20 protein-coding genes are annotated in these 12,742 nt (G+C 60.9%); 9 read left to right on the top strand and 11 right to left on the bottom strand.

Annotation, left to right across the window (positions count from 1 at the left end):
• The first annotated feature begins 254 nt into the window (after window positions 1–254).
• Window positions 255–959 carry a GrlR family regulatory protein gene (locus ACNJYD_RS21350; RefSeq protein WP_212257593.1) on the top strand — a complete coding sequence of 235 codons (705 nt, stop codon included), beginning with the start codon at window positions 255–257 and terminating at the stop codon, window positions 957–959.
• 9 nt (window positions 960–968) lie between these two features.
• On the opposite strand, the gene ACNJYD_RS21345 is transcribed toward ACNJYD_RS21350, so the two are convergent.
• The gene (locus ACNJYD_RS21345; RefSeq protein WP_439363225.1) at window positions 969–1,295 is read right to left on the bottom strand and encodes a hypothetical protein; all 327 of its coding nucleotides are present in this window, start codon (window positions 1,293–1,295) and stop codon (window positions 969–971) included.
• 504 nt (window positions 1,296–1,799) lie between these two features.
• Here ACNJYD_RS21345 and ACNJYD_RS21340 point away from each other — a divergent pair.
• The 7 genes from ACNJYD_RS21340 (at window position 1,800) to ACNJYD_RS21310 (ending at window position 4,933) form a co-directional block, all read left to right on the top strand.
• Window positions 1,800–1,982 (top strand): hypothetical protein, encoded by a 183-nt coding sequence (locus ACNJYD_RS21340; protein ID WP_172788470.1) that lies wholly within the window; start codon window positions 1,800–1,802, stop codon window positions 1,980–1,982.
• Between the two features lie 125 nt (window positions 1,983–2,107).
• Window positions 2,108–2,368, top strand: coding sequence for a hypothetical protein (locus ACNJYD_RS21335; protein ID WP_439363224.1), 261 nt, complete (start codon window positions 2,108–2,110; stop codon window positions 2,366–2,368).
• 27 nt (window positions 2,369–2,395) lie between these two features.
• Window positions 2,396–2,617 (top strand): hypothetical protein, encoded by a 222-nt coding sequence (locus tag ACNJYD_RS21330; protein ID WP_439363223.1) that lies wholly within the window; start codon window positions 2,396–2,398, stop codon window positions 2,615–2,617.
• Between the two features lie 231 nt (window positions 2,618–2,848).
• Window positions 2,849–3,217 carry a hypothetical protein gene (locus ACNJYD_RS21325; protein WP_439363222.1) on the top strand — a complete coding sequence of 123 codons (369 nt, stop codon included), beginning with the start codon at window positions 2,849–2,851 and terminating at the stop codon, window positions 3,215–3,217.
• Between the two features lie 317 nt (window positions 3,218–3,534).
• Window positions 3,535–4,020 (top strand): hypothetical protein, encoded by a 486-nt coding sequence (locus tag ACNJYD_RS21320; protein WP_439363221.1) that lies wholly within the window; start codon window positions 3,535–3,537, stop codon window positions 4,018–4,020.
• A 99-nt stretch (window positions 4,021–4,119) separates the two neighbouring features.
• On the top strand, window positions 4,120–4,392 hold the full coding sequence (locus ACNJYD_RS21315) for a hypothetical protein (protein ID WP_212257625.1): 273 nt from the start codon (window positions 4,120–4,122) through the stop codon (window positions 4,390–4,392).
• A 136-nt stretch (window positions 4,393–4,528) separates the two neighbouring features.
• A complete protein-coding gene (locus ACNJYD_RS21310; RefSeq protein WP_212257597.1) occupies window positions 4,529–4,933 on the top strand; it encodes a VOC family protein in 405 nt (134 codons plus the stop codon).
• A 192-nt stretch (window positions 4,934–5,125) separates the two neighbouring features.
• On the opposite strand, the gene ACNJYD_RS21305 is transcribed toward ACNJYD_RS21310, so the two are convergent.
• The 9 genes from ACNJYD_RS21305 to ACNJYD_RS21265 all read right to left on the bottom strand — a co-directional run bounded on the left by ACNJYD_RS21305 (window position 5,126) and on the right by ACNJYD_RS21265 (window position 11,724).
• Window positions 5,126–5,452, bottom strand: coding sequence for a GcrA family cell cycle regulator (locus ACNJYD_RS21305; protein ID WP_439363220.1), 327 nt, complete (start codon window positions 5,450–5,452; stop codon window positions 5,126–5,128).
• Window positions 5,453–5,491: 39 nt separating this feature from the next.
• Window positions 5,492–5,668 carry a hypothetical protein gene (locus tag ACNJYD_RS21300; RefSeq protein WP_439363219.1) on the bottom strand — a complete coding sequence of 59 codons (177 nt, stop codon included), beginning with the start codon at window positions 5,666–5,668 and terminating at the stop codon, window positions 5,492–5,494.
• A gap of 144 nt (window positions 5,669–5,812) precedes the next feature.
• Complete coding sequence (locus tag ACNJYD_RS21295; RefSeq protein ID WP_172788510.1) at window positions 5,813–6,124, bottom strand: hypothetical protein; 312 nt, start codon at window positions 6,122–6,124, stop codon at window positions 5,813–5,815.
• Window positions 6,125–6,267: 143 nt separating this feature from the next.
• Complete coding sequence (locus tag ACNJYD_RS21290) at window positions 6,268–6,483, bottom strand: dodecin family protein (RefSeq protein ID WP_212257599.1); 216 nt, start codon at window positions 6,481–6,483, stop codon at window positions 6,268–6,270.
• Window positions 6,484–6,754: 271 nt separating this feature from the next.
• Window positions 6,755–6,925 carry a hypothetical protein gene (locus ACNJYD_RS21285; protein ID WP_172788512.1) on the bottom strand — a complete coding sequence of 57 codons (171 nt, stop codon included), beginning with the start codon at window positions 6,923–6,925 and terminating at the stop codon, window positions 6,755–6,757.
• Window positions 6,922–8,241, bottom strand: a complete 1,320-nt coding sequence (locus ACNJYD_RS21280; RefSeq protein WP_439363218.1) for an amidase — start codon at window positions 8,239–8,241, stop codon at window positions 6,922–6,924. The genes ACNJYD_RS21285 and ACNJYD_RS21280 overlap by 4 nt, the downstream gene beginning before the upstream one ends.
• A gap of 100 nt (window positions 8,242–8,341) precedes the next feature.
• Window positions 8,342–9,865: a TRAP transporter large permease gene (locus ACNJYD_RS21275; RefSeq protein WP_439363217.1), complete on the bottom strand. Its 1,524-nt coding sequence runs from the start codon at window positions 9,863–9,865 to the stop codon at window positions 8,342–8,344.
• The gene (locus tag ACNJYD_RS21270) at window positions 9,862–10,557 is read right to left on the bottom strand and encodes a TRAP transporter small permease subunit (RefSeq protein ID WP_306557873.1); all 696 of its coding nucleotides are present in this window, start codon (window positions 10,555–10,557) and stop codon (window positions 9,862–9,864) included. Before ACNJYD_RS21270 ends, ACNJYD_RS21275 begins: the two co-directional genes overlap by 4 nt.
• Before the next feature lie 39 nt (window positions 10,558–10,596).
• Window positions 10,597–11,724 (bottom strand): TRAP transporter substrate-binding protein, encoded by a 1,128-nt coding sequence (locus ACNJYD_RS21265; RefSeq protein ID WP_439363216.1) that lies wholly within the window; start codon window positions 11,722–11,724, stop codon window positions 10,597–10,599.
• Between the two features lie 313 nt (window positions 11,725–12,037).
• On the opposite strand from ACNJYD_RS21265, the gene ACNJYD_RS21260 reads away from it, so the two are divergent.
• Window positions 12,038–12,172: a hypothetical protein gene (locus ACNJYD_RS21260; protein WP_439363215.1), complete on the top strand. Its 135-nt coding sequence runs from the start codon at window positions 12,038–12,040 to the stop codon at window positions 12,170–12,172.
• Between the two features lie 77 nt (window positions 12,173–12,249).
• Here ACNJYD_RS21260 and ACNJYD_RS21255 read toward each other — a convergent pair whose 3' ends face one another.
• The gene (locus ACNJYD_RS21255) at window positions 12,250–12,588 is read right to left on the bottom strand and encodes an H-NS histone family protein (RefSeq protein ID WP_439363214.1); all 339 of its coding nucleotides are present in this window, start codon (window positions 12,586–12,588) and stop codon (window positions 12,250–12,252) included.
• Window positions 12,589–12,742: the final 154 nt, after the last annotated feature.

Genomic DNA, 12,742 nt, shown 5'->3' with positions numbered 1-12,742 from the left:
TCATCCGGGCCGCTAAAAACAAAACTCCGAAAACAACCCCATGCACAGTAGGGCCCCCGCTGAAATCACAGCGAAATTCGCGCTTGCGGATTTTACGAAGTTCGTTTGACCCGTCGGGCAAAACAGGGGTATAGTGGTATCATGGCCACCGACGTTTTCGAGCAGGGCCCCTGCGCGGAAAGGCCGGATGGAATCGGTGCGGCAGCGGTGCTAGGTAGCCCTCGATTCCATATTGATTTTGCGGGCGAATTGCATTGCTGGACGGGCTCTACAAGGTTGAATACGGCGTCAACGATGCGTTCGGCTGCAGCATCATGTGCTTGCATGACGGCAAGATGCTGGGCGGCAATTCGGGCTTTGCGCATCTCGGCACCTATGTCGAGCGCGACGGCGAGATCATCGCCCAGGTCATCACCGAGCGGCACAACCTGGACCCCAGCTACAAGCCGCTGATGGGTGCCGACGTCGCCTCGATCCGGGCGCGCGGCCGGCTCTACGGCAACCAGATCCGTCTCGAGGGCGGCGCCGACACCATGCCTGGTGCCAGGTTCTGGGCCAATCTCACGCGCCTCGACGACGAGGGCTTGCCGCCGAGCGGTGCGGTCGGACCGGGCGGCATCGCCAACGGGCTCTATGGCATGAAGCTGAGCGCCCTCGACGGCGTCGATGCCGGATTGTCCGGCGTGATGCTGCTGATCGACGGACGCATCCTCGGGGGCGATGCGTTCTTCTACTATCTCGGCTCCTATTCCTCGGCGGACGGCCGCTGGAAGGGCGAGATGCTGAACCAGGAGCACACGCCGGCGAAAGGCGAGAACCCCGTGTTCGGCGGCCTCGAGGTCGGCATCGGATTCTCCGGGACCTGCACGGAAGACAGCGGCGAGCTCGAAGGCATCGCGCTCGCGGGAAAGCGAAGCTTGCGACTTGCGGCGTCGCTCAAGCTGATGCGAAGGGCGTAGGGCGCACACTCATTGGCATCGGATGTCCGCTTCGTGAGCTGCATGCCTCGGGTTGGCTAGGTGCGGGTAGACCCATTCCTTCCGCCCGTATCGCAGCAAGCTGTCGGTATGCCTTGCCTGGCGTCCCAGATCAGCTGCTAGATCAGCTTTCAGAACGGCGTCGTTCTCAACGGCAGCAAGCCGATCGAAGGCAACTGCTCTTTCAAGGTCAAGGCTCCAGTGCAGTGGCAATTCCTTGCTCGACTGGCGATTAACCTGCATCAGCAACTCTTCAAGAATGGAAGGAAAGCAGCAGTTCGCAAGGAACGGCTCGGAATAAGCCTTGTTGCCCGACATCGATGACACATGTCCCTCCCTCGACTAACCCGGCCAGCACTGCTGACCGGGTTTTTCCTGCATGGAGAGACCACCGACCCCTGCGGCTCTGCTGTCGCGCGGACTTTCTCGGTTAAGGGCGCGCTTGGTATCACCATCCCGCCGTCCGTCCTTGTGAGCGCCGAAGCCATCAATTGACATCTCCCCTTGGCTGGTGGCTGACCTCCGCTCTGCTCGTCGCATTGTCCGCTTCCGAGGTGAGCAGTGGCGTCATGCACACCGCGAGGCATCCTTTGTCGTCGCCTCGCTGTCCAGCACGTCGTTTTTCGGGCTGCTCTTTGGTTTAATTCTCGCCCCAAAGCACTTCACGGGAAGAATTATTTATCCTAGATTTAATACACGTTAATTATTGGGAATATTAAATACGGTAAATCACGAGCATACCCGAGGAACTTTTGGCCAGGGCGTTGCGCTTGCAAGTGCCCTAGGGCCCAAACTCGTTCTATTCGTACGGAGCCGGCTGGCATGGATCGAGAATACCTTGACGCGTTGTCCATGGATGAATTGTGGGCGCTGCACACGCAGGTCGATCAGATCCTCGCGGCGAGACTCGTTGCAGAAAAGCGCGAGCTCGAACGGCGGCTCGATCAGCTCGGCCAAGGAGCAAACTCGAACGAACCGGCGAAGAACTCCCCGGCGAAGCACTAGGACGCGAAGCCGGTTTTTAGCGGGACTCGGGGGTTTGTTATATTTAGTGATTGAACTCGATTAACTTTATTTAATTTACTCAGATTGGCGGACGTGTTTAATTGCAAGAGTCATGAGGAGGCGCGATGTCCTCATACGAACACGACGACCGGCGCGAGTTTTTGAAGACCTGCGGAAAATTCGCCGCCGTAACTCCTCCTGCCGTGACCATGCTGATGTCGACATCAACTCGGTCGCAGCGTCTGGCGGGGAGGGCGCGGGGTCCCACGAACACCATCATCACAAACACGGTGAGATTAGCTGAGGGTCGCTCCGGGGCGCGGCTTGCCGCTCCATCTCTTCTCGCGACGAAATCAGTGGGGAACGTGCTCAGGGTCGAACCCTAGGTACGTCGCCACGCGGAGGACCCGGCCATGGGTGGTCTCCACCATATCCAGACTTCCTCGTCGGCCCCGCGGGCCGATCTCTTCAAATCGGCCAAGGTGCCTGCGGGCAATCCTTGGGCGGATGCTGCTGCCGCTGCTGCTCTTCTTCGTCACCGTTTCGAAGCGCTCGCTTCTCAGCTCGCCGAACGGGAAGCGCTTCGCGTACGAGTGCTTGAGGCTGAGCAGAAGCACGACCCGAAATTGATCTGATGAAAGGCTGGGCCGGGCATCAGTAAGCGCCGTTTAGCGCATAATGAACTCGGCCACTTTCAGCTTCTGGCGACCTATTGGCCTCTGAAGAGTGTTGCCGCGCCAAAGAGTAGGGCGCATTGGAGGCAGATATGCTCAGGTCGGTGATCAAGTCTACGGTCATAGCAACGTTGTTGATCACCCTGATTGGCCCGCCGGTCATCACCCAGGCCTTTGGCCACGGGAGCGGTGGTGGTGGTGGCGGCGGTGGTGCCGGGGGCGCCGGCGGTGGTGCTGGTGGCGCTGGAGCTGGCGGTGGTGCCGGTGGGGCTGGTGGCGCTGGTGGTGCTGGAGCTGGTGGCAGTGGTGGCGGTGGCGCTGGTGGTGCTGGAGCTGGGGGCAGTGGTGCCGGCGGCGCTGGGGGTGCTGGAGCTGGTGGCAGTGGTGCCGTCGGCGCTGGTGGTGCTGGAGCTGGCGGCGGTGGTGCCGGCGGCGCTGGTGGTGCTGGAGCTGGCGGCGGTAGTGCCGGTGGTGCTGGTGGCAGTTATGGCGGGGGCCATCATGATGCTGGTGCATCCAGCTTGCCCTATTCCAGCCGGCTCGGCACGAACATGCAGCTGATTCAAAGGAGCAAGGCCCGGTCTGGTGGTGGCTGGATTCGTGAGGATACTTTTTATCCCTTCCGCGGACCCGCGCCCCGGCTGCGGTGGGATATGTGGAGGCACGCGGCGCCCGTGTCTGACCTCCACAGGCTTCACAAGGCTCAGCGAACAAGGGTCGGGCCGCACGACATGCGGAAGATTCTGTCGGGCCAGAAATCTGTGCAATCGTTCGGGACGCGAACCTCATTGGACGCGCGTCGCGGGGAGGGCGATGCGACGGCTAGCCGCCGACCGGTAAATCGTTCACGAGTCGAAGTACAGGTAGCGCCGCCATCCTTGATCGAGCGTAAGGAAGAGCAAACGACTGGCGCGGCGCCGGTAGATGCGTCGGCGGATGTGGTCAAGATCACCCCGCCAGCCGCGATCGAGCGCGAAAGCGAGCAAACGATCGGCGCGGCATTCGTAGATGCCTCGGCGGATGTCGCTCAAGTCAACCCGCCCTCCGTTATTGAACAGTACGACGCGTCGACAACGCTGTCACTCGACGGGCTGGTAGCGATGATGATGGCACTCGTCGCACTTGGTATCCCATTGCTCCTTCACCATAAGGATGCCCGACGCGTGTTGGCCTATGCTGCGACGCGTCGCTCCGAAGCACGGCTCGACGATGCTCGCCCCGTCTACTTACTGTGTCCACCGCGGATCGAAGCCGATCCCGATCTTGAATCTAATTGGGAAGCGTCCGTGAGAAACGTTCTCAACACAATAAAAGAGGCTGAGGTCGAGATGGCTTCCTCACGACAGCTCCGAAAACCCGCGTGAAGCCCTCCCTGAGTTTGTTGACGCTGATCGTGCCTTTGAGGTTTTGGGAGACCTACCCGTCGCCTAAACAGGTGCGTCGATGCCGGATTGTCCGGCGTGATGCTGCTGATCGACGGGCGCATCCTGGGAGGCGATGCGTTCTTCCACTACCTCGGCTCCTATTCCTCGGCGGATGGCCGCTGGAAGGGCGAGATGCTGAACCAGGAGCACACGCCGGCGAAAGGCGAGAACCCCGTGTTCGGCGGCCTCGAGGTCGGCATCGGAGTCTCCAGGAGCTGCACGGAAGACAGCGGCGAGCTCGAAGGCATCGCGCTCGCAGGGAAGCGAAGCTTGCGGCTGGCAGCCTCGCTCAAGCTGATGCGACGGGCGTAGGGCAAGTGCTCACGAACATCGGATGCCGGCGTCGTGAGGTGAAGCAGGCCTGATGGGTCGCCCTCGCCAATGTCAGCAAGCGGCCCGATGCCAAGTTCGGCCAAATTGAGAGATCGACTGAGCTTAGGAGAGAAGGATGCTATTGAAAGCGAAAGTGGCCGCCCGCCTTCCAGCCAAGGATCTGGATCGGGCTCGGGCGTTTTATTCCGAAAAACTCGGCCTTGAACCGATCGAACAGCGCGAAGGCGGATTGCGCTATGTCTGCGCAAATGGCGAGTTTGCGATATTCGTCTCAGCTGGCACGCAATCCGGCACGCATACGCAAATGGGCTGGGAAGTCGAGGATATCGAAGCAACAGTGCGCGAGCTTCGCGCGCGGGGAGTCAAATTCGAGGAATATGATCTGCCTGGTCTGAAGACGGTCGAGGGGATTGCCCAAATAACCGGGAACTACCCCAGCAAGGGCACCGGTGAGCGAGGTGCGTGGTTCCGCGACAGCGAAGGCAATCTTCTTGGGATCGGTCAGCCAATACGTTCCTGACGGGCGGCTGGTGCGTAGTTGGCGCTCGAGGCGATCGGCAGCGCGAGCGCTGCCTTCAACGAAGGGCGCGATGGCCCTAACAAGCCTGGCCAATCTCGCGGTGGGTATTGATCCGAGCGTTCGCAGAACGCGTCGTTGGTGGCTGCGGCGGGCCGGAGATTGACGGGAGCGCAAGGACTTCGCGGTGAGCTCTTAGCTAGTGTTTCTGACCGCCTCAGCCAGAACGGCGTAAAGCTGCTGCCTGCTGAATTCCTTTGTCTGCTTCCTCTCTGCTGTATTCGATGACACCTTCTGCGCGATTGGACGGGCGCAGGCTGCCGACGACGGCCTCAGCTTCGGGGCCGGCCTTATCTGGGGCCGTGCTGTGGGCGGCTTGTGACCGCGCTTCAGGCCCAGACGATTCAGCATACCGCAAACCGCGTTACGACTGCAGCCGAGATGGCGCGCAATCTGCGCCGCGCTCTGTCCTGCGGACCAGAGCCTTTTCAGAAGCGCTATGTCTTTCGCATCCCATCCCATGAAACATATTATAACACCGACTGCCGGACCCGGGCCAGTCTAGTCTTCTTCCGGCTCGCGCACGACCGCCGGTTCATCATCATCGTCTTCCTCCTCGTCGTCCTCGTCTTCATCGTCTTCATCGGGATCCCGGGGCGGCATCACGATGTGCATCAGCGTGAGTAGTGTCCAGCCGATCGCTCTGGTGGAAACTGCTTCGGAGGTGTGTTGCTTCATGCCTTTGTGCTCCTCGACAAATACGTGCGCTCGCAAATTCTTGGCCGGCTCATTCAGGTGGCAGGGCTCGATCGCCGCAAGCGCGATGCAGATCAGGTTGATTGCACCATCAGCGGGCGTCAGGCTAACCGGCAGCGTTTTCGGCTACTTGATGCCCGAGGACCCATTGGGCTCTATGTTCACCAAAACCTCGCCGGCAGAGATTTCGGGAACTCCAAGATCGAGGTCGGGTAGACTGGCTTGAACAAATGCCAGTATCTTGGCGTTCGCTGCGTTGGCGCTTTCGCGGTCGTCAAATATCATGACGGCGATGCCGACACCGTCGCCCGCATCCAGCACATGGTAAGATCTGAATCCCGGCGATTGCCTCAGGATCTCACCAACGCCGCTCTTTGCGCGACGAGCGGCGTCCGCTACCGAACGAACCTTGCTGTACTTGCGAATGACCATGTACATGGGGCACCACGTGCCATACGCCCAATCGCATCAAAGCATTTCGGTCGCGCTCGGACTAGTGCCAACTTCCGCGATGGACCTCGCGTCCGGCCGGGCGGACCGCGCAACGCGCCTTGCCAATGAGCCATCCTCGGTGCTGAGGCTCAGGAGCCCTCGAACTTGAACGATACGTTGAGCTTGGCGCGATAGGCCTCGACCTTTCCCTTGTCATCCAGTTGCATATCGAGCTTGACGACCTCTGCAACGCGAAGATCCCGGAGAGATTTAGCAGCTTGCTCGACCGCATTGGCGGCCGCCTTCTCCCATGAGTCGGTGCTGGTACCGATCAGTTCAATGACCTTGTAGATGCTATCGGGCATGTTCGTCCTCCTAATCGGCAGGAGCAGGAAGTGTAGCATCAGGAAATCGACGCTGATACGCCCAACGGATGCCGCGGAAAAGGTCCGACTGCCTGTCACTTTCCTGTTCGACCCAAGGAAGAACTCGGGTTGTCCTGGCGGGGATTGCGTTCGCATTTCAGCTCGTAGGATGGGGTGAGCCCTTGCGAAACCCATCATGCTTCGTCGCATATGGTGGGAGCGATGGGTTGCGCCGGCGCTCCACCATTCTACGCGCCGGCCAGACCGGCAGTCAGCGGAGACCGCCGTTCATCCGCAAGGATCGCACGAAATCGATCACTGCCAGCGCCATGACGCTGACAACAATGATGATGAGCGGGATGGCCTTGATCCAGGCCACCAGGATTCCAAGAAACGCCAGGACAAGCGCAAGGCCGATGATCCCGGTGATCACATTGGTCATCGCATCTTCCTTTTCGCCGCACCGGGAGCCGATTTCGCCCCGGCGCTCGGGACTTTGCACCGAGTGCCACTAGCCCTGACAAGCCAGTGCGCCGTGCGCAAGAGGCGGGCATCGTTTCCGCGGCGGCCGACAAGCTGAACGCCCAGCGGAAGACCGGTTTCGGAGCTCATCAACGGCAGGCTGATGGCGGGCACGCCGAGATAGGTCCAGAGCGTGCAGAAAATCGGGTTGCCGGTCGTCTCAATTCCGGGCGCCGCGCCGGGGGCTGCGGGCGTCAGGATGGCGTCGTATTCGTCAAAGATATGGTCCAGCGCCTGATTGAGCGGCGCAATCCCGGACAGTGCGTTGCAATAATCCACCGCGAGATGCGTGCGACCGCGCTCGATCGCCTGGCGCAGCCGGGTGCTCAGTCTGTCGCCGCCCCGTTCGTAGTCGCGCCGCAGATTGTGCGCCATGTCGACTTCCATGATGATGCCATGCATATCGACGGCCTTGGCGAAGCGAGGGCCAAGCTCGACTTCGCTCGACGCGTCACCCAAAATCTCGATGAGCTCGGCAAAGGCATCCCGCGTCACCGGCTCGGCCTGATCCCAGACCGGAGAGTGAACGAAGGCAAATCGCGGCGGTAACGGCGGCTCGCTCGCCGCTACGGCGGTGAATGGCGGACACGCAACGGGCCGGGTGTCCGGATCCTCCTGGTCGAAGCCGACCAGGACCTCGGCGAGCAGGGCCACGTCCTCGACGCTGCGCCCAAACACGCCGACATGATCGAGCGTGCGCGACAATTCGAGCGCGCCGCTGCGCGGAATCAGGCCATGCGTGGGCTTGAAGCCGACCACGCCACAGAAGGCGGCAGGACGGATCACGGAGCCGTTGGTCTGCGAGCCGATGGCACCTGGTGCCATCAGCGCCGCAACGGCCGCGGCGGAGCCCGAGGACGATCCGCCGGGCGTGTGAGCCGTATTGTGCGGATTTCGCGTCTTGCCGGGATTGTAGTACGCGTACTCGGTGGTCACCGTCTTGCCGAGGATCACGGCTCCTGCCGCCCGCAGACGCGCCACGGCCGCCGCATCGCGACGCGGCGTGCGTCCGGCCCACAGGTCCGATCCGAATTCCGTCGGCATGTCGCCAGTGTCGAAGATATCCTTGATGCCCAAGGGCACGCCATGCAGCGGGCCTACGGCCTTGCCGTGCTTGCGATGATCGTCGGCTGCCTCGGCCTGCCGCATCGCGTGGTCGCGATCGAGGAACGCCCACGCATGGATGTCGTGATCAACCTCATCGATGCGCTTGAGGCAGTCGCCGACAAGTTCCACCGAGCTGAACCGGCCCTCGCGGATGCCGGCCGCAGCTTCGGTGAGACGCAGCGCGCAGAGACTCATCTCGCCTCGTCCTCAATTCTGCGAAAGCTCGTTCTCATAGCCGGGACCAGTAGTTCGGCAGCCAAAGCGCCATGCCCGGAAAGATATACATGAGCACCATGAACGCCACCACGATCCAGATGTAGGGCATCACGCCCGAGAAGATCTGGTTGATCGTCACATGCGATGGCGCGACACCCTTCAGGTAGAACGGTGCCATTGCCACCGGCGGCGACAGGAACGAAGTCTGCAGGTTCAACGCGACCATGACGCCGAAGAACAGCGGATCGATGCCGAACTGCTTCAGGAGCGGCAGGAAGATCGGCAAGAAGATGATGATGATCTCCGTCCATTCCAGTGGCCAGCCAAGCAAGAAGATGATCAGCTGGGCCACCAGCATGAACTGCCACGCCGAAAGGCCGAGGCCGACGACAAATTGCTCGATATAGGCCTGCCCTCCCAGCAACGCGAATGCCGAGGAGAAGATCGCCGAGCCGACGAACAGCCAGCAGACCATTGCCGTGGTGCGGGCGGTGAGGAAAACCGACTCCCGCAGTTTATCCATGGTAAACGCATTGTTCGGAAGCAGCGCGCACATGACGAGGATCGTCAGGCCCGCGGCGGCGATAGGGACTGCGTTCAAGCGCGGCAGGCCGAAGTAGCGAACGCCGATCAGCCAGACGACAACGGCCGTCATGATCACGGCGTAGCTGCGCAGGATGAGCAGGTTGTGGCGCTTGGAATAGTCCGCGCCATAGCCGATCGCGAGCAGCAGCGCGCCGAAGGCGCCGATCGCCGCCGATTCGGTAGGAGTGGCCAGTCCTGCAAAGATCACCGCGAGCACGACGAAAGTCAGGATCGTCAGCGGCATGAACGATACCAGCACTTCGTAAAGCACGGTGCCAAGCGGCGCGCTACGCTCCTCCTTCGGCAATTTCGGCGCGAGCTCCGGTTTCCACGTCGCAAGTGCCATGATGTAGACGAGGTAGGCGGCGGTCAGGCCGAAGCCGGGAATGAAGGCGGCAAGATAGAGCTTGATGGGAGAAATGCCTGCGGTTGCGGCATACAGGATCAGCATCACGCTCGGCGGAATCAGGATGCCCAGGGTGCCGCCGGCGCAGATGACGCCCGACGCCAGCTTGTTGTCATAGCCTGCGCGCAGCATTGCCGGCATCGCCAGCAGGCCCATCAACACGACCACCGCACCGACGATTCCGGAGGCAATGCCCCATAGGGCGCATACCACCATGGTCGCAAGGGCAAGCGAGCCGGGCAGGCCGCCGATCGCAAGCTGGAGGGCGCGGAACATGCGATCGAGAATATTCGCCCGATCAATGATGTAGCCCATGAAGGTGAAGACCGGGACCGAGATCAGGACGTCGTTCGACGAAACCTCGAAGGCCTTCTGCACCAGCAGCGTAAATACGCGATTGGACGTGAGCTCCTGGCCTGGCACGTAGTACGCGTAGAAACCGAAGCTGACGCCCATCGCCATCAGCGTAAAGGCGATCGGGAATCCCAGCACGATCAGAAAGATGAAGATGATCAGCATCGAAATGCCGAGTTGGGGATCGGTCATGCCGAGCCCCCTGTGCGGACGGACGGAGCCTGCCGGTCATGCTCGGCCAGATATTGCTGTTGGTGCAGGATGACCGTTTCCATTTCCTCGACGTCATGCAGTCGCTGAGGCCATTGGCCGTCGCGGATGCAAAGGATGCATCGGATGATCTCGGCGACGCCCTGGATCAGGAGCAGCGTGCCGGCGAGGGGGATCAGTGCCTTGAGCGGAAAGACCGGGATGCCGGCCGGACTGAAGACGCTCACTTCGCGAAAGCGTACCGACATCGAGGCGTAGTTGAAGCCAGCATAGACCAGAGCGAGAACGCCCGGAAGAAAGAACAGGACGAAAAGAACGAGGTCGATCGTCGCCTGGGTGCGTGGCGCCCACGTCCTGTAGATGAAATCGCAGCGCACGTGATTGTTGCGCGCCAGCGCATAGGCACCCGACATCAGGAAGAGGCCGCCATAGGTGATGTAGCTGAAATCGAAAGCCCATGTGGTGGGTGCGTTCAAGGCATAGCGGACGAAGACCTCGTAGGTTACCGACATGCTGAGAATGAGGATCAGCCAGGCGAATGCCTTGCCGACCCAGGTGCTGAGTTCGTCGATGAAGAAGAGGAAATTTCTCATGCGAGCTTGGCCCGCGGCGAGTAGCACATCCGGATGTCCCCCAACCAATTTGGTGCCCGGGCGGCGCTTGCACAGCGCCACCCGTCATCATGCAGCGTCAGTGCTGCGCCGCCGAGGTCGTCACGCCTTGAGGACCCCCGGGAAGTGATGCTCGAAGGCGCCGCGGTAGTCCGTCGCGTTGTTCATGTTGTAGTAGACCACGCGGCGCACCCATTCCTTCTGCGAGTCCATGACCTTCTTCATGAACGGATCCGAGCCGAGCTGGGCGATCAGACCGTCCCACGCCTTGATCTGGGCGTCGAACACCGACTTCGGTGTCCGCTGGACGTTGACCTTGTCTTTGTTGATCAGCTCCTGCAGGTCCTTCGAATAGTAATCCATGGCTTTCCATTCGTTGGCGGAGGACACGGCTTCGGCGGCGTATTGCAGGTTCGCCTGCTGTTCCTTCGGCAGCGCGTTGAATTTCGTCCGGTTGAACATGATCTCGAAATATTCGGTCGCCTGATGATGGCTGCCCATCATGTAGTTCTTGGCGACATCCTGCGCGCCGAAGCGCCGGTCGGAGGTCGGATTGTTGAACTCGAACCCGTCGATCACGCCGCGCTCCATCGCGGGCACGATCTCGCCACCGGGCAGCTGCGCGACGGATGCACCCATCGCCTGGAAGAGGTCGGCGGCCAGGCCCACCGTGCGATACTTCAAACCCTTGAGGTCATCGGCGCTGGTGATGGGCTTCTTGAACCAGCCGAGCGGCTGGGTCGGCATCGGCATGGCGAAGAAGCTCTTGATGTTGACGTTCATGATCTTGGTCTGGAGCTCCTCGAACAGCTCCTTGCCTCCGCCGTTGTGGATCCAGCCGAGGCCTTCGTTGGCGTTGAAGCCGAACACCGGGCCGGTACCGAACAGCGAGGCGGCCTTGTGCTTGCCGTACCAGTAGACAGTGACCGTGTGTGCAGCGTCGAGCTGGCCGCCATGAACGCCATCGAAGACCTGGAACGGGTGCACGACCGAACCGCCGACGAGATAGTCGATGCGCAGCCGACCTCCGGCCATCTCGTTGACGCGCTTCACATAATCCTCGGCCATCTCGTTGAAGACATCGGCCTTGCCCCACGAGCCCTGCATCTTCAGGGCCACCGTTTGCGCCCGACTGACTTGCGGCATGGCAATGGTGGCGGCGCCGGCCGCGCCGGCCGTCAGCAAGAATTTGCGACGAGTGGTTCTGGTCTTCTCAGCCTTTGAGCTCATGGACGTCCCTCCCTGGCGGCCTGGTTGTTCGAACGCGCTTCAGTGCGCTTGTCGTTGTTAACCGCTGGAGGTATGCCGCATTCCAGCGACTTTGATCACAGTTTGGACGCATGGCCGGCGTCCGACAAGCGCACCGGTGTCGCACAATTGGTCTTAGGCGACTCCATTTCATCTGTTGGCAGCCGATATCCTCGCGCTTGTCGCAGCGCAGCAAAGATGCAGCCGGACGTCCGCCATTGGCGCGACCGGCGAAAGGCGAGAACCCCCGCGTTCGGCGGCCTCGAGGTCGGCATCGGATTTTCAGGAACCTGCAATGAAGACAGCGGCGAGCCTCGAAGGCATCGCGCTCGCGGGGAAGCGAGGCTTGCGGCTGACAGCCTCGCTCACGGCAAATCAGGTCCAGCACGCGCTGGGCACGCTGGGCGCATCAAAGGCCGAAAGTCGATAGGCGACTTTCGGAGGCGCAAGGCTGAAGAAGCAGTACTTCTTTGCGCTAGCCGTTTTTCAGCGCACGAGACCGCGGCGCTAAATTCGTCTGCCGCCTTTGAGCGAAGACCGCTCGATCAAGAAATCGTCTAATTTCCGGCCGCATCGAAGCTGCGGTTGCAGCCAGCGAGGTGGCCTACCGCGACCCGACCACGTTTCTGCGGGGTTGTTCGGATTACGATACTTGGGCCGGACCGGCGGGTAGGGACGACGCTTACGATCGAACCGTATGGCCTCGTTGGCGAGTCCAATCTTGTGGAGCCGTTCCTCCAATCGTGCTTTTTGCACCAGGATTTTCTCAGTAAGGCTGGCCGTAACCTGCTGGTGAACTATCCAGAGCTCGTCAAGCGAGAGCGAGTTGAATTGCGCGGCATTCATGGCACAGATCCGGTTCTGGTGAGAAGGCCAGTCACACAAGCCGTAAAATGAAGGGACAGACAACCCGACATTTAAAAATTAGCCGTACAATCCACATTAAAGTGCGAGGTAGCAGGGAGAAAGGCGCGACGGCGGTTATATCGTGGCGGAACAT

It is taken from the genome of Bradyrhizobium sp. SPXBL-02, assembly GCF_051853065.1.
Lineage (GTDB): Bacteria > Pseudomonadota > Alphaproteobacteria > Rhizobiales > Xanthobacteraceae > Bradyrhizobium.
The sequence above is the reverse complement of the archived record's forward strand: the minus strand, read 5'-3'. Positions and strand labels throughout refer to the sequence as shown.